At 39.2% G+C, this 23,394-nt stretch carries 15 protein-coding genes; 10 read left to right on the top strand and 5 right to left on the bottom strand.

Features of this window, described 5'->3' with window-relative positions; translation table 11 throughout:
- Positions 1-19 precede the first annotated feature (19 nt).
- From B9Y81_RS06840 to B9Y81_RS06825, 4 genes are all read right to left on the bottom strand, one after another.
- Entirely contained in the window at positions 20-1,222 is a 1,203-nt protein-coding gene (locus tag B9Y81_RS06840; protein ID WP_085536248.1) for a S46 family peptidase, read from the bottom strand.
- Between the two features lie 10 nt (positions 1,223-1,232).
- Complete coding sequence (locus B9Y81_RS06835) at positions 1,233-3,545, bottom strand: TonB-dependent receptor (RefSeq protein WP_085536247.1); 2,313 nt, start codon at positions 3,543-3,545, stop codon at positions 1,233-1,235.
- Between the two features lie 50 nt (positions 3,546-3,595).
- Positions 3,596-4,426 carry an IS5 family transposase gene (locus B9Y81_RS06830; protein ID WP_085536246.1) on the bottom strand — a complete coding sequence of 277 codons (831 nt, stop codon included), beginning with the start codon at positions 4,424-4,426 and terminating at the stop codon, positions 3,596-3,598.
- 232 nt (positions 4,427-4,658) lie between these two features.
- Positions 4,659-6,518 (bottom strand): tetratricopeptide repeat protein, encoded by a 1,860-nt coding sequence (locus B9Y81_RS06825; protein WP_139822900.1) that lies wholly within the window; start codon positions 6,516-6,518, stop codon positions 4,659-4,661.
- Positions 6,519-7,298: 780 nt separating this feature from the next.
- Here B9Y81_RS06825 and B9Y81_RS06815 point away from each other — a divergent pair.
- On the top strand, positions 7,299-8,504 hold the full coding sequence (locus B9Y81_RS06815; RefSeq protein ID WP_085536243.1) for an L-serine ammonia-lyase: 1,206 nt from the start codon (positions 7,299-7,301) through the stop codon (positions 8,502-8,504).
- Between the two features lie 15 nt (positions 8,505-8,519).
- Positions 8,520-9,506 (top strand): glycoside hydrolase family 43 protein, encoded by a 987-nt coding sequence (locus B9Y81_RS06810; protein WP_085536242.1) that lies wholly within the window; start codon positions 8,520-8,522, stop codon positions 9,504-9,506.
- A 72-nt stretch (positions 9,507-9,578) separates the two neighbouring features.
- Here B9Y81_RS06810 and B9Y81_RS06805 read toward each other — a convergent pair whose 3' ends face one another.
- Entirely contained in the window at positions 9,579-11,735 is a 2,157-nt protein-coding gene (locus B9Y81_RS06805; RefSeq protein WP_085536241.1) for a tetratricopeptide repeat protein, read from the bottom strand.
- Between the two features lie 83 nt (positions 11,736-11,818).
- Here B9Y81_RS06805 and lepA point away from each other — a divergent pair, with 83 nt between their 5' ends.
- The 8 genes from lepA to B9Y81_RS06765 all read left to right on the top strand — a co-directional run bounded on the left by lepA (position 11,819) and on the right by B9Y81_RS06765 (position 23,385).
- The gene (gene lepA, locus B9Y81_RS06800) at positions 11,819-13,606 is read left to right on the top strand and encodes a translation elongation factor 4 (protein ID WP_085536240.1); all 1,788 of its coding nucleotides are present in this window, start codon (positions 11,819-11,821) and stop codon (positions 13,604-13,606) included.
- 256 nt (positions 13,607-13,862) lie between these two features.
- Positions 13,863-15,185, top strand: a complete 1,323-nt coding sequence (locus B9Y81_RS06795; RefSeq protein WP_085536239.1) for a hypothetical protein — start codon at positions 13,863-13,865, stop codon at positions 15,183-15,185.
- 74 nt (positions 15,186-15,259) lie between these two features.
- Positions 15,260-16,843 (top strand): OmpP1/FadL family transporter, encoded by a 1,584-nt coding sequence (locus B9Y81_RS06790; protein WP_085536555.1) that lies wholly within the window; start codon positions 15,260-15,262, stop codon positions 16,841-16,843.
- A 198-nt stretch (positions 16,844-17,041) separates the two neighbouring features.
- Entirely contained in the window at positions 17,042-17,635 is a 594-nt protein-coding gene (locus B9Y81_RS06785; RefSeq protein WP_085536238.1) for an RNA polymerase sigma factor, read from the top strand.
- Between the two features lie 411 nt (positions 17,636-18,046).
- The gene (gene ileS / locus B9Y81_RS06780) at positions 18,047-21,466 is read left to right on the top strand and encodes an isoleucine--tRNA ligase (RefSeq protein WP_085536237.1); all 3,420 of its coding nucleotides are present in this window, start codon (positions 18,047-18,049) and stop codon (positions 21,464-21,466) included.
- A 127-nt stretch (positions 21,467-21,593) separates the two neighbouring features.
- On the top strand, positions 21,594-21,974 hold the full coding sequence (locus B9Y81_RS06775; RefSeq protein ID WP_085536236.1) for a TraR/DksA family transcriptional regulator: 381 nt from the start codon (positions 21,594-21,596) through the stop codon (positions 21,972-21,974).
- On the top strand, positions 21,975-22,604 hold the full coding sequence (locus tag B9Y81_RS06770) for a lipoprotein signal peptidase (RefSeq protein WP_085536235.1): 630 nt from the start codon (positions 21,975-21,977) through the stop codon (positions 22,602-22,604).
- Positions 22,594-23,385: a DUF4296 domain-containing protein gene (locus B9Y81_RS06765; protein WP_085536234.1), complete on the top strand. Its 792-nt coding sequence runs from the start codon at positions 22,594-22,596 to the stop codon at positions 23,383-23,385. Before B9Y81_RS06770 ends, B9Y81_RS06765 begins: the two co-directional genes overlap by 11 nt.
- Positions 23,386-23,394 lie beyond the last annotated feature (9 nt).

Below are 23,394 nucleotides of genomic sequence, written 5' to 3'. Positions count from 1 at the left end.
AAACTTGCCTTGTTCCTGCCTAAGCTGTTTCTGCACAAAGCATCCGGTCTTTACATGTTTCGCATCGCAGTTTACCTAATGCGGATGTCACGTTTTCATCTTCATAATAATAGGTTTTCCGATATTCATCATAACAGATTTTTAACATTAAATCATTTCGTAAGTAAGCTATGTATTCAAATAGTGTGCTGCGAGACAACTCTACTTTTTTTGTCCGTTCTATCCCAGCTATAAATCCCTGGAATCTTTTCATCACATTACTAATGCTTCCATACGCGGAAGTGTTATTCAACTCGAATGTTTTATCTTTAATCATATAAGTATCCAGTATAGTCAGGTATTTTTTCATCAGGTCAATCTGTTCGGGATATGAGATATGCACTAAGTTTGAAAGTACATCCGAATTTTTATACTGATCCGTAGCACCGGGATAACCCAGAACAAAAGTAAAATCTCCTTCTTTTAACTGATTTAATGATATGGGAGCATATCTTTGGGGCTTATAAGGAATATTATCTGAAGAATAGGACGCAGGCAGGTTGTCTTCTCCGGCATAAATACGGAAAATAGCGAAATCTGCTGTATGTCTTGCCCACATCCAATTATCTTTATCTTTCCCCCATTTCCCTAAAGAAAATGGAGGAATTCCAACCAGCCGGACATCTTGGAATACCTGATACTGGTACAGATAGTATTTATTTCCCGAATATAAAGAAACGATATTCGCTTCATATCCATTTTTTTTGTCGGTGTATTGACCTTCTATTTCCTGAATTCTATGCTTTATCTCTTTATCCGGTATAGTTAAAAAAGCATCTGTATGTAAAGAATCTGTTACGTCGATCATCCTTTGTAGAAACTTTACTGACAGTCCGTCGATTGGAACCTCTCTTTTCCCTTCGGCCCAATAACCCTCAGACAGATAATCATGTTCTTTAGTTGAAATGTTCTCCACATATCGAAGCGCGCAATGATGGTTTGTCATAATCAAACCTCTCTCAGAGACTACAACTCCTGAGCAACCGTTGCCAAAACGGACTACAACATCTTTTAAACTGGGTTTGTCCTCGCTATATAATTCATCCATCGAAAGATTAAAACCTAACTCTTTTATTTCATACCAATGCAATGTGTCCAGTTTAGGCAACCACAATCCTTTTTCAGCATGCAGACAATGAATCTGAAATAGACAAATTAGTATACTTATAACTAATCGTTTCATTAGTTTTATTTTATTTACCGACACTCATTACTCCCGAATTGGAATCTTCATTATAGACTTTTTTCCTTACTGAGCCATACTTTCGTCCAAAGTTGAAATTCCATGCAAATTTCAAGATGAAGGCGCGGGACGATTCGTTTACGAAATTCGATCTGGTATTGGATGTGTATTGATTCCAGTTTTCGTTTACCCGCTTGTAATCATCCACAAAAGGATTCATAACCATCAGGCCGGCTTGTATATTCTTATACCTGTAGGTCACCATTAAACGATGCATATTCTCTCCGCCGGTAAGTGTTTCGCCAAAGAAGTTGTTCCAACGGCTTTGTATATCGAATAGGGCCATAAAATTTTTATACTGGGCCATTACCTGACCTCGGTAAAACCAGTTGCTATAATTGTGGCGGTAGGTTTGTCCCTCGCTTATGTAATGATTAAGACCTCCGGTTAACGAGAATTGGAGGATATCCCACCACGGGGCAGTCTTTAACGTTATAGACGACCATATCTTCTGCATTCGCTCCTGGTTTTCATAGGTGCGTATGAATGTTCCATTCTCACGGTAAGTCGTTTCCATAACCGGGTCGGACATGTTTATATAAGTCAGATTACCGACAAGCGAGAATTTTCCGAACCGGTATTCCGTATCAAAATCCAACTTATACATTTTATAAGGCGACAGTTCAGGATTACCCCGTTGTGTCAGTAGCGAGTCGATGGATTGTGTGACAGCGCTTAATTCTGAAAGGGAAGGAGGGACGTTTGCTAGTTCACCTTTCGCCCTCATGTAAAACCGATTTGAAAAGCCGTAGTGCAATGACAGTCGGGGGCGGAATAGGAATGTTTCGTAGTCGTCCTGCCCATCTTGTTTAAACCAGGACCGGCTCAGGCCGACTCCTGCGCTGTATGTCAATCTTTTTATCTTTCCCTGATATTCTGTATAGAGGTACGATTCAGCCTGTTTCATTCTCGTGTCGATGGGGTTTGCCCCCATATAGCTGTTATCTGCCAATGCTTGTGTGTGCTTGCCGCCTGCGCTTAACCTGCCGGTTTCGAATTCTTTTTCATATATGGCTTCTCCGATCAACGAATATTTATTTCCTTCCACATCCGTGTTTATCTGAGTGACCGGGATGTTGTTCCAGACTTCGCTGTAGCTGCGTTTTTCATTTGTCCTCATATATGTTCCGACAAGATTAAGGACAAAACTTTGTTTGTTTTTTAACTGGCGCTGATAATATAAATCCAGTGAAGGGCGATACGTCCCATTATCAGTCAGGTCTGACATCTCTACCACATGATCCGGCCGTTCGATCGTATAAAGATTGCTTTTGAAATCTATATGGGGTTGCATATATGCATATAGCCTCATTGTAGCGTTGAAGTAATATTTTTCCGGTTCCTGGTAATTGTAGTTTAGCGAAGCGCTATGTCCTTGTTCGGTTGCCCGTCCAGGTTTTCCCTTCTCGTAGCGGTGCATCTTTGTATTGTCTTCAAAACTGAATACTTCTTCGTTTGTACGCCAATATTCAAAGAAATCCCTGGCCCAGAAATCATAGTTGAGGCCGAATTCCGATTTCTTGCTATTAAACTTGGCCGAGACCTGATCTTGGGCAAACATAAGGTGGGGAGATTGCATCAAGTCCATGCTGACTGAACCTCCGGATTCATGTCGCCGCGTGATATAATTGAGTACGGCATCGGCATTGCCGTACCTCAATCCCGGACTTTCAATGTATTCGACGCGGACAATGTCATGCGGCTGAAGGGCCACCAAATCACTATTCGTGACTTCTACTCCGTTAATCCGCAACTGAATATTCCCTTGTCCGACCAAGGAGATCGTGTTTTTCATCGGATCGATCTGTATACGGGGTAACATCATTGATTGCAGCAATGCTACTCCGTTTGTAGATGTCTTCAATTGCCTTTCCGTTGGAAATAGAATCTTCCGGTCAGACTTATTCGCAATACTGGAAGCAGTAACAGTTACATTCCCCAAGTCTATTGTAGCGGAGCGCAGATTTAATTCGCCTAAATCTACCGACGCCGATAAACCTTCCAAGTCAATTATATTGTTCTCATAGCCGATAGATGACAATACTAACAGGTAGTTACCTTTTGCGATTTTTTCTAAAGAGAAACTACCTTTTAAGTCGGCTGTTGTCCCTGTAACAAATATAGAATCTTTTGTTTGTAATACGACATTCGCAAATTCAGCGGCAGTGCCGTCATCGAATTTGACTACGCCCTTAATCTGGATGTTCTGAGCAAAGACTCCTTTTACTGTTAACAGGAATAGTAATACCAATAGTTTTTTCATGTTTGATTAATATTAATTATTTTCACCAGAATTTTAATGAATCAATGAACTCATCTTGACTTTTTTATTTTAAAAATTTTCTTCAATAAAATCACCATAAATGCGATATAGTTAAACGCTTTCCAACTTGATACAGTTGTATCAAATCTATTAAGCAAAGTTCTGAAAGAATCAAGCCAAGCATTGGTTCTTTCGATGGTATATCGTTCTTTATAAAGTAATTCATCCAGTATTTTGTTATCATTATCTCCTCCGTTTCTGTCATTAAAATCAACATTTGCAATGATACCATGTTTGAAACATGCCTCCCTGAACTCTTTAGAATCAAAACCTGCATCAGCATTGATAAACAATCCATCAACACTTATTTCGGCCTGTCTTAATGTGGCAAATAATTCATCCAATGAGCTCTCAATATTATACAAGTCATGGCGGTTGCCTGCTACAGGATTAGATAGAGCTAAAGGTATTCCCATACTGTCAGTAAAATACAAGGCATTGGTTGTTTTCTTGCTTTTGCGACCTTGGTAAGCAACCTCTTCCCCTCCTTTCAATGCCGGCGTATGGCTTCCATCAATATCCGCACTAGATAAATCCAGTTTTGTTTTATGGGTGGACAAGAGCAGAACCCAACAGCAATGCCAATCTCCTTTTTTACACCATTTGCGAAAATGTCCGAAAACTGTTTTATAACTCAGAACTACTTTAGAAAAAAGACTTTCTACCGGAAGAAACTCCCACTGAATCCCCGTCTTCAACTTGTATATTATGCAATTAACTATTTCGATAAGACAACTTTTTGTCTTAAAACCTCGTTTTGCTACTGATAAATGAGGTAATATCTCGTTTTCAATTATATCTTTGTCAAGTACTTTGTACATAGGAAGCGTTTTTTATTTGTTTTTTAGCGATTACAAAATTAACGCTTCCTTTTTTTTCTTTGACTATCTAAAAGTCAAGATGACTTCATTGTGTCATACAAACATAGGAAGACAATGCTGAATATTAATGAAAATAACGTCTACTTGATGCGGACAAAGGATTTCAGTTAATCGGTTCATTATCTGTCTGTTTTAGAAAATAGGAGAGAACGAAATGCGGACAATTGGTTTCCTAATACTTTTTCAAATACATATCGAGTGCCATATTGTCTGTTAAGAAATTATCCTTTTGCTGATTTATGCGTTCGCGGATGCGATACTTCTTTTTGGTAATAGAGGGAGCGGAGATGGAAAATAATTCCGCTATCTGCGAAGTGGTCAAGCCGATCCTGATCAGGCAACAGACCTGAATGTCTTCGTTGGTCAAAAGGGTGAACTCTTCTCTCAAACGCCGGTAGAATCGATTGTATAATATGTCTATGCTTTCAAAGATATATGTCCAGTTTGGAGTGTTCCGTGGTTTTTCCCGCAAATCCCTGAAAAGGTCCACATGGTTGTTTATATAGTCAGTCAGAAACTGCTCCCTTTTTTTTAGCGACAGGTTTTGTTTTGAAAGTTTATCCGCCGTAAAGACCCATTCATCGTATTCCTTAACAGAATGGGCGTATTTATTTATCTCTTGTTGGAACTCTGTATTCTGACTTTGCAGGTACTTGATACGATCGCGTAAGCTGTTAATTTGTTCAGATTGATTGTTGACAAGCCCTTCCAGACCTCCTTTTGCTTCCAATTCTTCGGAATAATCCTGGATCAGTTCCTGATTCTCCCTGATAGCCACTTCATTATCGTGGAGCTTGGCTAAATATCGCTGAACTTCTTCCTGAGCCTTCCTGATATGTCTTTCTTGCAGCCAGAGCTTCCGTTGATAAATAATCGCTATACTGCTCACCAGAAGAATAAATAAGATACCCGCCCCAAGAACCGCCTTCTGCAACCGGTCATTTTTCAGGAGCAAGTCTTTACGTTCATTATCTAATTTCTCATTGTCGTATTTTACCTGTACTTCTGCTATTGCTTTGGTCTTATCTATGTTTTTGATAGAATCATTATAAATAAGGTATTCTTCATTGTAGTCTATGGCTTCTATATAATTACCCTGTTTTTTAGCAATCAAATATAACATCATATTCGCACCACGAATTATATAAATATTTGAGGTCTGCAAAGCATCTTTCAAATAGAATATAGCAGAATCTAATTTTTCTATTTGATAATATGCTGTTCCTACATTTAGCCTGTTTTGGGCCAAATTTCTGATGTTTCCCTGTTGTATATTAAGCTGTAATCCTTCTTTATTATATCTTAAAGCCTTTTCATAATCACCTTTAGCACGGAAAAGAACACCAAGATCACCAATGCACATAGCTTCTGCATATAAGTCATTTATTAATCTCGCGTTTTCGAGTGAGCGTTCAAAATAATATTGAGTGCTGTCCCATTCCGCACATTCCGCAAATGAGCGTCCTAATTCGGAGTAGGCATGAGACAGAATATCTCCTTTGGATGCTTTTAAAGCATAATGTATTCCTTCTCTAAATTCTTTAAAAGCGATATCGTATAGTTGTTGGTTGCGATATATTCGTCCCAATGTCTGACACACCAATGATGCAAACAGAGGTTCATCAAAATAGTTCAACAAATCTTTCACCTTAACATAGCAAAGCGCCGCTTCATCTTCTTTATTCAAATCCTGTAATATCTGCCCTTTATAGAACCAGGCTTGAGCCTTTCTGCGCCAATCGTTTTTTGAATCAAAATATTGCAGGGCTATATTAATTAATGAGTCTGAGGTATGCTTTATGTAGTTTTTGTCTCGTGCCTGGGTGTAGAGCAAGCACCAGGTGGCGTCGTTCAGTTTGTCTGAAGGTGCAGGCTTCGGCATTTTCTCCAGCAAGGCTAAAGCACTGTCCGGATGTTCCCACATAACAGCTTCTACCAGATCAAATTCCGACAATACGGATTCTGTTGTTTTATTGCAGGAGAAAGTTAAGCATACACATAATAATAGTATTAATATATAGCATGATCGCATATTGACATAGCATTAATCGGTTAGCCTCTGCAATATAGGAATATTTATTTCTGAATAACAATAATTGTTGGATTTTTCTGTGCATATTAAAAGAAACAATCCACTGTCATCCTGAGCCTGTAGAAACATCTCATCCTGTCTGACTATTCTTAAACGAAGCTTAATGCAGAGATCTCTCCACTTCGGTCGAGATGACAGGGTGGGTGGTTCCTTCCCATTGTCATGTTGAGCCTGTCGAAACATCTCATCCCGTCTGACTATTCTTAAACGAAGCTTTATGCAGAGATCTCTCCACTTCGGTCGAGATGACAGGGTGGGTGGTTCCTTCCCACTGTCACCCTGAGCTTGTAAGAAACCATCCTTTTGCTTCGTGTGATGAATATTAAGTTGCAATGGCGATAAACATTTTTTTGCTGTTTTTTAAGTTAAAAACAGTGTTTGGTCTTGGTTTTTTTTGTGTGTTTTTAATTTCTTGATAATCAACTTGTTGTGGGTGTTGAAAAACATAAAGGATATTTTTTCAAACATAAAGGATATTTTTGGAAAAATAAAGGATGTTTTTTAAAATATATAGTATTGTGAAAAAACGCTTCTGCATTATGGGTGAATTTGAATTGTTAATATGTTGGAATTAACATATTGACCGAACAAATTTTTCCTTTTGGGTTTAAAAGAGGGGAGGCCTTTATTTTTATTGGACGCGATTAATAATCGCCTTTTTTATGTATGTTTGTCCTTCGTTTATTTATTAGTACAAACAAGCGCAAATTAGGATATTAAATGGATTCAATCAAACAAATATACAGAATAGGACATGGGCCATCCAGTAGTCATACGATGGGACCAAAACGTGCTGCTTCTATTTTTGGAGGTCGCCATCATGGTGCAAACCGTTTTGAAGTGACTTTATACGGAAGTCTGGCTGCCACAGGAAAAGGACACTTAACCGACAAAGCTATTTTAGAAGAATTGGAACCGATAGCTAAAACAGCCATAATCTGGGAGCCAAGGGTATTTTTGCCTTTTCATCCGAACGGAATGAAGTTTGAAGCATTTACTGACGAGAATGAGGTGAGGGAATCGTGGACTGTATTTAGTATTGGCGGAGGAACATTGGCTAACGAAGACTTTAATGAGCAAATGTCGGCCCGTGTTTATGAAATGGAGAATATCCGCGAGATACAAACATGGTGCGAAAAATCAGGACATTCTTATTGGGAGTACGTAGAGCAGAATGAAGGTTCTGCTATCTGGGATTATTTGGCGGAAGTGTGGGAAGTTATGCAAAGAACTATTGTGCGTGGTTTAGAAACCGAGGGCATTTTGCCCGGTGGGTTAGGATTGCGCCGCAAAGCTTCAGACTATCTGATTCGTGCTAAAGGATATGGAAGTAATATCCGTAGCCGGGGTATGGTATATGCCTACGCATTAGCCGTATCGGAAGAAAACGCCGGAGGTGGAGAAATGGTGACAGCGCCTACCTGCGGTTCATGTGGTGTGCTTCCTGCCGTATTGTATTATTTAAGAGAGTCGAGAGAGTTTCGTGATTCCCGCATATTAAGGGCTTTGGCTACGGCCGGTCTTTTTGGCAATGTGGTAAAAACAAACGCTTCCGTATCCGGAGCCGAAGTAGGTTGTCAGGGTGAAGTGGGAGTAGCATGTGCGATGGCTGCCGCTGCCGCAAGTCAGCTGTTCGGTGGAACACCCGCGCAAATTGAATATGCCGCTGAGATGGGATTGGAACATCATCTGGGCTTGACCTGCGATCCGGTATGCGGCTTGGTGCAGATACCTTGCATTGAACGAAATGCATTTGCTGCCGCCCGTGCGCTCGATGCCAATACGTTCTCGAACTTTTCGGACGGAAGACACCGTGTAAGCTTTGATCAGGTAGTAGAGGTAATGAGGCAAACAGGAAATGACTTGCCGAGTCTATATAAAGAAACATCAGAAGGAGGTCTGGCGAAGCATGTACTGACCTGTTAAATTAAATTATAAATTATGAACTATTTGTATTTGAGTGTATTGTCTTTAGGTATTTTACTGGCTTCTTGCGGTCAATCCGGGAAAAAAGAAGAAGTTGTAAAGAGTGGGAATCCGATTTTTGAAGGGTGGTATGCCGACCCTGAAGGAATTATCTATGATGATACATATTGGATTTACCCGACGTGGAGTGATTTGTATGAAAATCAGACTTTCTTTGATTGCTTTTCTTCAAAAGACCTGATAACCTGGACAAAGCACGCCAATATTCTGGATAACACTGAAGTGAAATGGGCTAAACGGGCTATGTGGGCTCCTGCTGTGTTTCGTGAAGACAATAAATATTACTTGTTTTTTGGTGCGAATGATGTGCACGAAGGCGAAGTAGGCGGGATAGGTGTGGCTGTTGCCGATCGCCCTGAAGGTCCGTATAAAGATTTGCTTGGCAAACCGCTTATTAACGATATTGTAAATGGGGCACAACCTATTGATCAATTTGTTTTTAAGGATAAAGACGGTACATATTATATGTATTATGGCGGCTGGCGTCATTGCAATATGGTGAAACTGAATGATGATTTTACCGGTTTAGTACCTTTTGAAGATGGGGAGATCTATAAAGAGGTTACACCGGAAAGCTATGTGGAAGGACCGTTTATGTTTATTAAAGACGGCAAATACTACTTTATGTGGAGTGAGGGAGGATGGACCGGACCGGATTATTCGGTTGCGTATGCTATCTCTGATTCTCCTTTCGGACCTTTTAATCGTGTGGGAACAATTCTACAGCAGGATATGGAAGTGGCAAGAGGAGCGGGGCATCATTCTGTAATGCAAATTCCGGGTACTGAGGAATATTATATTGTATACCATCGCCGTCCGATTGGTGATGACACACGCGATCACCGGGAGACCTGTATAGAGCAAATGACCTTTGATGAGAATGGATTTATTAATCCTGTGAAAATAACTTTTGAAGGTGTAGAGAAAAGAGAAATAAAATAAAATACCGTCAAAAGCATGGAATAACTTGCTTTCCATGCTTTTGACGTATACCAACCTTTGCTATCCGTGATTTTATAATGAATACATCAGTTGATCCAGCATCAATGGAAATTCTTCTTCTTCAATGCCTGCTACTAACAAATCTTCTTTGTCTTCGTAAAAAAGTTCTTTGAAACGATTTATGTCTCCGGACTCAAGTCGGATTGCCTCCTTGTAAAACGCTAACGCGCCTTTTAAATTTTGCAAAGCCCATTCGGTATGACCGGCATTGAGATAATCTTGTGAGGAGGCAGACTCTTCCATAATTTTCTTATAGTAATTTCTTGCCTGATCGTATTTGCCGATCAAAAAAGAACACCAGGCAATCGGGCGCCATGTTTTATGGCTTTTGTTGTCTAAATAATCAACCTTGTAGTAATATTTCAAAGCCTCATTGTAGTCTTTGAGTTCCAAATAACAATGTCCGATACTACTCAAAACGGACAGATTGTCGGGCTGGAGTTTGTCGTATCGTAAATAATATTTCAGCGCATCCTGGGGTAGTTTTAACGCTTTATAGCAAAAAGCTATCCTGCGAGTAAGCCATTTATCCGGTGCGATAATGTCAGCATGCAGATAATCATCCAACGCACCTTCAAAATCACCATTCATTTGTCGGCAATATCCGGTCTTTTGAAAGAGCATAGCGTTGTCCATCTGCTCATTAGCCAGCCGGTCATATATAGCCAGTGCATCAGCGAAATAATTTTTGTGTAAATAGTATTCTGCAATGATGGTCAGACTTTCTTCGTCGGATAAATATGGTTTTAAAATATCCAGATTGTGAAAATCGAGAGGGAAAGAGAAGATATCATCAAAGTCGAGATGAGCTGGATGTAGCTTATGGAAACGATATAGATCCTGTATGTATTGACTGGCAAGGGTTGCCGTGTTGTCAATATTACTTAGCAGTTCCTCTTTATTTTGCTTTAACATCTCTTCCGCCTGACTGCTGAATTGCCCTATCATCAACGAACGGTGACTTTCGGGTAATTGCATGACGCTTAAATAGAGTGAATATTTATCCGAATTACACATAAACGGGGCAGATTCAAGCAGGTTCAATATCTGGCTTGTTTCTTTATCTGTTGAACCCGGACTATGAAAAATAGACAAATTAGGGTTGAAAGGTAAAAACCAATTGGCAATTTTAGAGAAAAACGAGAAAGATTTCAGATGAGTAAAAGTAGAATGCATTACATCGGCACCTTCCTGTTGAAGCTCGCTGAATTCTTCAATTTTCTTACTTATTTCACTTCCTTCCAGCATTTCCATCCACTCCGGGTTCATGCCTTCGGTAAGTTGTTCCGGATTGATGTTTGTAAAATCTGTCTTCTTATTTATACGCGCATTCAGTTTTAACATCTCCGGGATAATCTCGTCTTGTAACTTCCGGGTTATCTTTTCCGTTTCTCTTGCCAGAATAAAACGTAATGTAATTGTACGTACGGTTTTTATAAACTGCCCATTTTCAGATAAAAATCCTAATCTGTCGTAAATTGCCGGATAAAGCTTAATTCGGTTTCTATAGAAATAAAGGGTGAGCAGAATACCAATATAGGCTCTTACCCTGATTTCATTGTGTATGTGCGAAGCCGCGTCAAAAAGAAGCATGATTTTATTGTTGTCAAACATGGTTTGAAGTCCCAATGTAAGAGCTGAAACAATCTGACATCCGATATGATGAGGCAAGGCGTTATCTGCGAGAATCGCTTTAATCTCTTCGGTATCCTGTAGGCTTAATGTGTCAGAAAGCCATATTCGGTTGAATAGATCCGTCAGGCTGTTCTCGTATCCGAGTTGATTGTCTACTTCTACCTCTGTTTTGAGTTGCTTGTGCGCCTGATCAAAAGAAGGAAAAAGCGTTGTGCCGGTATTTCGGAGATACATATAATAACTCAAAGTAGATTCTTTTCCGAGTAAGTCTCTTTTTATGGCATCAGCCAACTCGTAAGATTGCGTCTGCAATGATCTGTAGATATGTTCCTGCATCGGATCTTTCGCCCCTTCAGTACGATAGCGAAGCATGTTTCGATAGGTGTCATGAATGTCATTAAGCCTATCCTGAAAAGAAAACAACCGGTTTCCGGAAATTAGTCCTTGTAATGTGTCCAGCGCATTTTTTAACTCTTTACTGTCTAATGATCCGATAGCCCGGTTGCAAGCTTGGTTTATTTCTTGTTGTGTCATATTTGTCGAATAATATGGTCTGCCAAAAATATAGTATTTAGCCTAAAATTCCTATCTTTGCGCACTTATAATAAAATTAGCAGATGAAGAATATTCGCAATTTCTGTATTATTGCCCATATTGACCATGGGAAGAGTACCTTGGCCGACCGTTTGCTTGAATATACTAAAACCGTAGAAGGCAAAGATTTGCAGGCGCAGGTTTTAGATAGCATGGATCTGGAACGCGAACGTGGTATTACTATAAAAAGTCACGCCATACAGATGAAATATAGTATTGAAGGAGAAGAATACATTCTGAACCTGATCGATACTCCGGGGCATGTTGACTTTTCGTATGAGGTGTCTCGTTCGATTGCCGCTTGTGAAGGTGCTTTGTTGATTGTTGATGCGGCTCAGGGTATTCAGGCCCAAACGATCTCCAATCTGTACATGGCTATTGAGCATGATCTGGAAATTATTCCTGTAATAAATAAAATCGATTTGCCGAGTGCAATGCCGGAAGAGGTAGAAGATCAGATTGTGGAATTACTCGGTTGCCCCCGTACGGACATAATTCGCGCGAGTGGTAAAACAGGTGAAGGCGTTTATGCTATTCTGGATGCTATTATCAATAGGGTACCTGCACCCAAAGGTGATCCCGACGCACCGCTTCAATGCCTTATATTTGACTCGGTGTTTAACTCTTTCCGTGGTATTATCGCATACTTTAAGGTTGTAAACGGTGTGATACGTAAAGGAGATGTTGTGAAGTTTATCGCGACGGAGAAAGAGTATGAAGCCGATGAAGTTGGTGTTTTAAAACTCGGTATGTCTCCTCGAAGCGAAATTCGAACGGGAGATGTAGGGTATATTATCTCCGGTATCAAAACATCAAAAGAAGTGCGTGTGGGAGATACGATTACGCATGTTAAGAATGGAGCAAAAGAAGCTATTTCCGGTTTTGAAGAGGTGAAACCAATGGTTTTTGCCGGTGTCTATCCGATCGATAGTGAAGACTTTGAAAACTTGCGTTCGTCACTTGAGAAACTACAATTGAATGATGCTTCTCTTACGTTTCAGCCGGAAAGTTCCGCGGCATTGGGCTTTGGTTTCCGTTGTGGATTCCTTGGCTTATTGCACATGGAGATAATCCAGGAACGGTTGGACAGAGAGTTTAATATGGATGTGATCACTACGGTGCCCAACGTGTCTTATCAGGTATACGACAAGAAAGGGAATTGCATGGAAGTACACAATCCGAGCGGGCTGCCGGATATAACCTTGATTGATCATATAGATGAACCTTATATTCGTGCTTCCGTTATTACCAATACGGCTTATATAGGGGCGATTATGACACTTTGTCTGGGAAAACGGGGTATCTTGTTAAAGCAGGAATATATCTCGGGAGATCGTATAGAAATCCACTACGACATGCCGTTGGGCGAGATAGTGATAGATTTTTACGACAAACTGAAGAGTATCTCTAAAGGATATGCTTCTTTTGATTATCATATACACGACTATCGCCCAAGTAAGTTGGTGAAATTAGACATTTTGCTGAACGGAGAATCGGTTGATGCTTTATCTACGCTGACACATTTTGATAATAGTGTCAATTTCGGCCGTCGTATGTGTGAGAAGCTGAAAGAATTGATTCCGAGACAGCAATTTGACATAGCGATTCAGGCCGCGATCGGAGCGAAAATTATCGCCCGTGAAACAATTAAAGCAGTAAGAAAAGATGTGACCGCGAAATGTTATGGCGGCGATATCTCCCGTAAACGCAAATTGCTGGAAAAGCAGAAGGAAGGGAAAAAGAAAATGAAACAAATCGGTACCGTAGAAGTGCCTCAGAAGGCTTTTCTTGCCGTGTTGAAATTGGATTAATTTATTTTTTTATTTGTTTGTGCAGCGTTTTGGCATACTTTTTTATCTTATATATACATAAGACGTAATATAAAGGATTTATCCTATAGTTAAAGTATCTGTAGATACTTGATTTATATTGTTTATTGTTTATATTTGTGTATGATAGGTATAAAGAAAATCGTTAATTGTTTGTTGCCGGTTAAACCTTTACCTTTCATCTTTAGTCAAAGGAATAAGATAGTCGTTTATTAATTAAAGTAGAGGAGAAACAAAAATGAAACTTAAGAAATTAACATCTTTATTGATGATGGTTCTGGTAGCGATGAATGTGGCTGCTCAGGATGAATTTTTCGATGATGTGTATTTCTCTTCCGGCAAAGATAAAAAACAAAATAAAGTAGAAGAGAAAGTAATTCCCCAATCACGTACACAAGCGAACGCGGTAAGAACTGCAACTACAGAACGTAGTGTGGATGAATATAACCGTCGTTATCTTCCGGAAGAAGAATACGTGTATGAAAATACAGACACGCTTGTGATTGAGGAAAACGGACGTCGTTCGGATAATGAATATACGGAACGAATCATTCGATACCACTCTCCGAGTAAAATAACAATTGCAGGAGCAGATCAGGTTGATCTATATTTGAGTGATGGTTATTATGGCTACGGCTATGAGGCTTATGATAATGGTTATGGAGGAGCAAATGTAAGCTTTAACGTAAATGTTGGAAATAGCTGGGGCTACGGTGGCTACGGTGGATGGTATGATCCTTGGTATTATGGTTACAATCCTTGGTATTCTTCTTATCATTATCGTCCTTGGAGCTGGGGCTTCGGTTGGGGCGGTTTCTATGCAGGATTTTATTCTCCATGGCATTATGATCCTTGGTATTATGGTGGATACTACGGTGGTTATTATGGCGGTTATTACGGCCATCACCATCATCATTATTATCCAAGTTATAATAATAGAGGTTATTACAGCAGTAGTCGCAGATCAACTGCTTATGGACGAGATGATCGAACCGGAGGACGCACAGGTTCTGCATATAGCAGTTCACGCACCTCTACAAGTTCGCGCAACTCCAGTGTAAACAGAAGTTCTTCTTTAAGATCAGAGAGTATAAACTCAATTGATCGGGCTAACAGAGAACGTAATAATTCAAGTATTCGTTCAGGTGCAACCTCTAATTCAACACGTGAGTCATCATCTGTTCGTTCTTCAAGCACAACACGTAATAGTGACTCAAGAATTAATAATTCGGGTACTTCTACAAGAAGTCAACAAAGAGTTGCTACTCCAAGAACCGGAAGCAGCAGTAATCGCTCAGCGACTCAATCTTCTTCAAGCGGAAGTCGCAGAAGTTATTCTGCACCAAGTACAGGAAGTAGTCGTTCGAACTCATACAATAATAATAATTCTTCTTCTTCTTCCGGAAGCTCAAGATCATACAATAGTTCTTCTTCATCCGGTAGTTCACGCTCAAGCGGAAGTTTTAGCAGTGGTGGAGGCAGTAGTCGTTCTTCTTCCGGTTCATCCGGTGGTGGAGGTAGCAGTCGCTCCGGTGGCGGCGGTGGTGGACGCTCCAGATAAATTGAAATATTGAGATTCTAAACAAAAGGGCATAATTAATGCCCTTTTAATATTGAACTGAAAAGTATAAGATGATGAAAAAGATTGTAAGTTTATTCATGTTTGTATCTCTTATAGGTAGTGGAAATGTTTTTGCGCAAGCCGAATTTGACGCATATAAATACTCACAACTGGATATACAGGGTACAGCTCGGTATTCAGGTATGGCAGGAGCTTTTGGAGCCTTAGGGGGAGATATCTCTTCTATGACAACAAATCCGGCAGGACTTGGTATATACAGAAGTTCGGAAGTTGTAACTACATTAAGTCTTTCTTCTATTCAAACAAAGAATGATTGGTCGGGTGCTAAAACCGATTTAGGGAAGACTAAATTTAATTTTGATAACATAGCTTATGTTGGTTATTTTCCGACAGGTAATTACTCCGGAATAAAAAGCTGGAACGTAGGGTTTGCATATAATCGTGTGAAGAACTTTAATAGGCATTATAAGATGTCCGGCAAGCAAGACTGGTCTGTGGCGGATTATATTGCTGACTTGACTAATATTTATGCTGGAGGGGATGGAAAGTATACCGGAGATAATTTATGGGCAACGCAAGATTATAATCCCTATACTTCTTATAACCCTCTCTCTGTAGTTGGTTATAGTGGTGGATTTATTGGTGCCGATGACCCTAAGGTGGTAGGTGGGTTTTATAATGCTTTTAGTGATGAAACAGGACTTTGGCCGTTAAACTCATCCAACCTTGAAGTCGTTGAAAAAGGAGCGATTGATCAATATGATTTCTCATTTGCAACGAATATATCTGACGTAGTTTTTCTGGGAGCAACATTTGTTTTGACAGATATTGATTATGGATACAGATCTTATTATGATGAGGATTTTGGACATGGAGATTATTTGCTTTTAGATAATGCCATGTCAACTGAAGGGAATGGTTATTCTTTTAATATAGGAGCAATTGTTCGTCCGGTCGACTACCTGCGATTAGGGATAGCCTATAATTCACCAACCTGGTATAAATTGACCGATTATTTTCTTGCGGATGCAGAGTCTGTTATTGCAGATGAAAAAATAACTGAAAAAACACCGTCAGGTGCTTTTGATTATAAATTAAAAACAAATGATCGCTGGATATTTAGTGCTGCCGGTTTTATTGGTCAATATGGGTTAATAAGTGTTGACTACGAATTAAACAACTATAAGAATATGCGTTTGTCTGATGCCGACGGCCGTGATTTTAATGATAATAAGTTTATAAAACAAGACTTTAAATCGGTCGGCACATTGCGTATAGGTGCTGAGGCTAAAATTACGCCTCAATTCTCAATAAGAGCAGGGGGTGCATGGATGAGCAGCCCTGTAAGTAATGAAATAAAAGATGGAAAAGTTGAAGTAATAACCGCGGGAACAATTCCTCATTATACAGTAGATAAAGGTACCGATTATTATACAATTGGTTTAGGCTATCGTTTCACTCCTCGTTTCTACGCCGATTTAGCTTGTGTTTATAAACAATACAAAGAAGATGTATATGCTTTCTCGAAAACGTTTATAAACGAGAATAATGTTGACGTTGTTTTTGTTGATTCAACTCCTTCTTCAATGAAAACAAACACAACACGTGTTTCATTAACTTTAGGATATAAGTTCTAAATTATAGCTTTGTAAGGAAATGTCCCTGATTTGTACTGAAAAGTACGGATCAGGGACATTTTTTGTTGATTTTTGATGGAATAGTTGTTTATTACAAATTATTGTTGTTTTTTTGCAAACAATAAATATTATATAACCATTCTAAAAATAATTGCCTATTGCATAACATTACTTAATAAAATCCTAAAATAGAAAGTAATGAATACATTGAAAAAGATGACCGATGAGGAATTGGTTGTCCTTTATGCGGAAGGTAATAATGCCGCTTTTGACGTTCTTTTGAATCGCCACAAAAGCAATATCCATTCTTACATTTATTTTATTGTACGTAACAGAGATTTAGCAGAAGATATTTTCCAGGAAACTTTTGTTAAAGCTATTGTAACTATTAAACAAGGTCGCTACACCGAAAATGGTAAGTTTAAGGCTTGGATTACCCGTATTGCCCATAATTTAATTATTGATAATTTCCGCCAGGAGAGAAGTGAAAATACAATCTCTAATGATGATGTAGAGGTTGATTTGTTCAATAACATGAAGCTGTGTGATGGAACTGTTGAAGATCACTTAGTGAATCATCAGGTGCTTTCTGATGTTAAAAAACTGGTTCAACACTTGCCGGATAATCAAAGGGAGGTTTTAGAAATGAGGTATTATCAGGATTTGAGTTTCAAAGAAATTGCGGATATAACCGGTGTAAGTATTAATACTGCTCTTGGACGTATGCGCTACGCGATACTGAATATGCGGAGAATGGCAAACGAAAACAGAATGGAGCTTTCATTGGCCTGAAAAAATATTGTTCTCGTACAATAAGGTAGTAAACCCTTCGTTTATTAGGTATAAATAAAATAGTTGCCTATGAAGAAACTTTCTACCAGATCTATGAAGCATAAGAACAATAGGAATGAAGTTAATAATGAAAAGAAAACTTCTCCGCATAAAAAAACAGTTGATTTTTTAACTCAGTTTGCGCGAGTATATTGTTCGGAAAAAACATTTCATGCAGGACCTTGTAATTTTGTCCTGAACTAAAAAGAGAGAGAGATTCATTTTGAGTCTCTCTCTTTTTTAACGTGATTGTTTTTAATGAAAAAACAGCTGTTTCAGAGAAGTTTTAATTGACCCATCAATCCGTTGGCTGTTTAGAATAAAAGCCGTAAATTTGCACCAATTTTTAAGAGCAAGATAAACTACGACAAAATGAGTAATAAATTTGCCGAATATTCGAAATTTGATTTATCGAATGTAAATAAAGAGGTGCTAAAGAAATGGCAGGAAGGTGATCTCTTCCGGAAAAGCCTCGCTATTCGTGAGGGACATCCTTCATTTGTTTTTTACGAAGGACCGCCTTCTGCAAATGGAATGCCCGGTATCCACCATGTGATAGCTCGTTCGATTAAAGATATTTTCTGCCGCTATAAAACAATGAAAGGCTTTCTTGTTGAGCGAAAAGCAGGATGGGATACGCATGGGCTACCTGTGGAGCTTGGTGTGGAAAAATCTTTAGGTATAACGAAGGAAGATATTGGCAAGAAGATTACCGTCGCGGAATATAACGCAGCTTGCCGCAAGGACGTAATGAAATTCACCCGTGAATGGGAAGATCTGACTCAGAAGATGGGATATTGGGTGGATATGGACGATCCTTATATCACCTATGATAATCGATATATCGAAACGTTGTGGTATTTGCTTAAGGAATTGTATAATAAGAATTTACTATATAAGGGATATACAATTCAACCTTATTCTCCTGCTGCAGGAACTGGATTGAGTACTCATGAACTGAATCAGCCGGGTTGCTATCGTGATGTAAAAGACACGACTTGCACGGCGCAATTTCATATTGTAGATCCGAAGCCGGAAATGACAGGGTTTGGAGACGCCTATTTCCTTGCCTGGACAACTACTCCCTGGACGTTGCCTTCAAATACAGCACTTTGTGTTGGACCAAATATCACATATATAGCTGTACAGTCTTATAATCCATATACCGGCGTACCGATGACAGCGGTTTTAGCCAAGAATTTAATGGATGTGTATTTTAATCCGAAAGCTGCCGAATTGGCTCTTGAAGATTATAAACAAGGAGATAAGTTGGTGCCATTTAAAATAGTAGGAGAATGGCAGGGATCAGAGTTGGCCGGAATGAAGTATCAACAGCTTATTCCTTGGGTTAATCCGGGCGAAGGTGCGTTCCGTGTGATTACGGGCGACTTTGTTACGACTGATGATGGTACCGGAATTGTACATATAGCGCCTACTTTTGGTGCGGATGACGACCGCGTAGCAAAAATAAACGGCATACCTCCATTAATGATGATCGATACGGATGGAAATAAGCGTCCGATGGTAGATATGACCGGTAAATATTATCTTTTAAGGGATTTGGATTCTTCTTTTACAAAGACATCGGTTGATGTTCCTTTGTATGGTGACTTTGCCGGTCGTTTTGTGAAGAATGCTTATGACCCTAATTTGACAGATGCGGATGAAACCTTGGACGTAAGTCTTTGTATAATGCTTAAACAGCAGAATTTGGTGTTTCGCATTGAGAAACAGGTGCACAACTATCCTCATTGCTGGCGTACAGACAAGCCTGTATTGTATTACCCGTTGGATAGTTGGTTTATTCGTACCACCGCCTGCCGTGAACGCATGATCGAATTGAATAATACGATTAACTGGAAGCCGCAAAGTACGGGTACGGGGCGTTTTGGTAAATGGTTGGAAAACTTGCAAGACTGGAACTTAAGTCGTAGTCGTTACTGGGGAACTCCACTACCGATCTGGAGAACAGAAGATGGTACAGAAGAAAAGTGTATTGGTTCCGTAGAAGAATTATACAAAGAAATAGAAAAAGCGGTTAAGGCCGGATTGATGGAGTCAAATCCATATAAAGGCTTTAAGGCCGGACTTTATACGCAGGAGAATTATGATAAAATAGACTTGCACCGTCCGTATGTGGATGATATTATCCTGATTTCAGAAAACGGCAAGCCTATGAAACGTGAAACAGACCTGATTGATGTTTGGTTTGATTCGGGCGCAATGCCTTATGCGCAGATTCATTATCCGTTTGAGAATAAGGAATTGTTGGATAACGGTACTGTCTTTCCGGCTGATTTTATAGCGGAGGGAGTAGACCAAACCCGCGGATGGTTCTTTACACTCCATGCGATAGCTACAATGGTATTTGATAGTGTGTCGTATAAAACGGTAGTGTCTAATGGTTTGGTGCTTGATAAGAATGGAAATAAGATGTCTAAGCGTTTGGGTAATGCGATTGATCCGTTCTCAACGATTGAGCAACATGGATCGGATCCATTACGCTGGTATATGATCACAAACGCTTCTCCATGGGATAATATCAAATTTGATATTGAAGGGATAGAGGAAGTGCGTCGTAAATTCTTTGGTACGCTTTACAATACATATTCATTCTTCTCGCTTTATGCGAATGTGGATAACTTCACTTATGCGGAGGTAGATATTGAGTTCAGTAAACGTCCGGAAATTGACCGGTGGATATTATCGCTTTTGAATACGCTGGTTAAGAATGTAGACGGTTATTATGATACATACGAACCGACACGTGCCGGACGTGCTATTTCTGAATTCGTGAACGACAATTTGAGTAACTGGTACGTTCGTTTGAACCGCCGTCGTTTTTGGGGTGGAGGAATGACAGATGATAAACTGTCTGCCTACCAAACCCTATATACTTGTTTGGAAACAGTAGCAAAATTGATGGCGCCAATTGCACCTTTCTATGCCGATCAATTGTTTTCGGATTTAATTGCCGTAACAAAGCGTGAGCATGTTGAATCTGTTCATTTGTCCGATTTTCCGAAATACAATGAAACGTTGATCAACAAGCAGCTTGAGGAGCAAATGAAGATTGCGCAAGACATATCTTCAATGATCTTGGCTTTGAGACGCAAGGTTAATATCAAAGTGCGCCAACCGCTTCAAGCCATTATGGTTCCGGTTATAGATCAGCACCAACAAGAAAGTATCGAGGCCGTAAAAGCGTTGATATTAGGCGAAGTTAATGTGAAAGAGCTTAATTTTGTTGATAATACAGCCGGTATCTTAGTGAAGAAAGTGAAACCTGATTTCAAAAAGTTAGGTCCTCGATACGGTAAAATTATGAAACAATTGGCCGCGGCTATTCAAGTACTTACTCAGGATGATATTCAAACATTTGAGAAAACAGGAAGTTTAAATTTAAACATTGAAGGGCAGGAAGCTGTTATTAAGCCTGAAGATGTTGAAATCATATCCGAAGATATCCCCGGATGGTTGGTTGCTAATGAGGGACGCCTGACTGTAGCACTTGATATAACCGTAACGGAAGAACTTCGAAAAGAAGGATTAGCCCGGGAGTTAGTCAATCGTATACAAAACCTTCGCAAAGGTAACGGGTATGAAATAACTGATAAAATTGCAGTGCAGATACTGTCGTTTGATCAAACAGATCCGGCGATTAATGATTACCGTGAGTATATTGCAAATCAGGTATTGGCTGCTACAGTAGAGATTGTTGATGTGATGAGCGATCCTGTACTTCTCGATTTTGAAGATTTTCAATTATCCGTTAAGATTGAAAAGATCTGATATGTTATAAAAAAGAAAACTACTTTGTGGGATTCGATATAATATACCTATCTTTGGTGTAAAACAATCCGGAGTGATAGATGATGTTTAAGTATATTTAATTGTAGAACTTAAAAAAGTGATTGCTATGGCTGAAAAAACAAGATATTCGGACGCGGAACTCGAGGAATTCCGTGCTATCATATTAGAAAAGCTTGAAAAAGCAAAGAACGACTATGAGCTCTTGAGATCCGGAGTGACTAATTCTGACGGGAATGATGTTTCCGATACATCCCCTACGTTTAAAGTATTGGAAGAAGGAGCGGCAACTTTATCTAAAGAAGAAGCCGGTCGTTTGGCTCAGAGACAAATGAAATTTATACAGAATCTTCAGGCAGCTTTGATCCGTATAGAAAATAAGACTTATGGTGTATGCCGTGAAACCGGAAAACTTATACCAAAAGAACGTTTGCGTGCAGTTCCGCATGCTACATTAAGTATTGAAGCGAAACAAGGAGGCATTAGATAAATGAAATATTCAAAAGGCTGGGGAGCAGTGTTAATTATAATACTGCTCCTTCTTCTTGACCAAATACTAAAGATCTGGATTAAAACCAATATGCAATTGCATGAGAGTTATGAGGTTACATCTTGGTTTTATATCTATTTTACTGAAAATCCGGGCATGGCTTTCGGAATTGAAGTTATAGGGAAACTGTTCCTGTCTATATTCCGCATTATAGCAGTAAGCTTTATAGGTTATTATCTTTACCAAATTGTAAAAAAGAATTACAATTTCTGGTTTATAGCTTGTATAGCTTTAATTTTTGCCGGTGCTATAGGTAATATAATTGATTCAGTGTTTTATGGTGTGATTTTTGACCATAGTTATAATCAAGTGGCTTCTTTTATGCCAGAAAGTGGAGGATATGCCGGTTGGTTGCATGGGAAAGTGGTTGATATGTTCTACTTTCCGCTGATACAAACTGTTTTGCCAACCTGGGTTCCTTTTTGGGGAGGGGAAGAATTTGTGTTTTTTCGTCCGATTTTTAATATAGCGGATTCAGCTATCTGTGTAGGAGTGTTTTTCTTATTGATATTCCACAGACATACCTTATCCGCAAGCCTGTCTAAAGAAGTAAAGACGGATGCCAATTAATTTAAAATATTGCATAGCTTTTCTGGTCTTGTTTTTATTGACTACTTGCAGCAAGGTGCCTGATCATATCCTTCCTGAGAAAAAAATGCAGGAAGTAATTATTGATATGCATTTGGCTGAATCTATAATTTCGTCGGATTACAAGAGGTACAATAATGACTCAATAAAAAAAGTACTGTTTAATTCTGTTTTTACCAAACATGGGATTTCACAAGCAGACTATGACTCTTCTTTAGTTTGGTATGCACGTAATCTGGATATTTATCTGCAGGTATACGATCGTGCGAAAATTGAAATTGAAAATGAAATAAAAGACCTGGGAGATGTACAAGCCAAAGCAGCTCCATCTTCCAATCAGGATTCAATCGACGTATGGCCACGCAGATCATCAGTTGAGCTTACTCCTAAAGCATTGTTTAATGGTGTTGTTTTTGATATATCCCCTGATGTGAGTTATTCATCCGGAAGCTCTTTTGTGTTGGGAATGAAAGTTTGGGGATTGAAAGAAGGAAGTAGTTATTACCCCGAAGTTCGTATTAGTGCCAATCAGGGAGATACGATTATAACTACCAATCAGACAATAAAGAAAGACGGTTATCAGGAAATTATCTTGAAAACCTTAGCGACAAAACAAGTTAAACAGGTCTATGGTTATATACGATTGGATAATGCTGATAGCACATATTATAAAGTCTATTTAGACAGCATTAATTTGATGAAATATAACTACGGACGTGATGTCTCGACGTCAGTACCTAAAGACACATTGACGACTCAATAAATCCCGGCC

Source organism: Massilibacteroides vaginae, from assembly GCF_900178525.1.
Taxonomy (GTDB): Bacteria; Bacteroidota; Bacteroidia; order Bacteroidales; family Tannerellaceae; genus Massilibacteroides; species Massilibacteroides vaginae.
The sequence above is the reverse complement of the archived record's forward strand: the minus strand, read 5'-3'. Positions and strand labels throughout refer to the sequence as shown.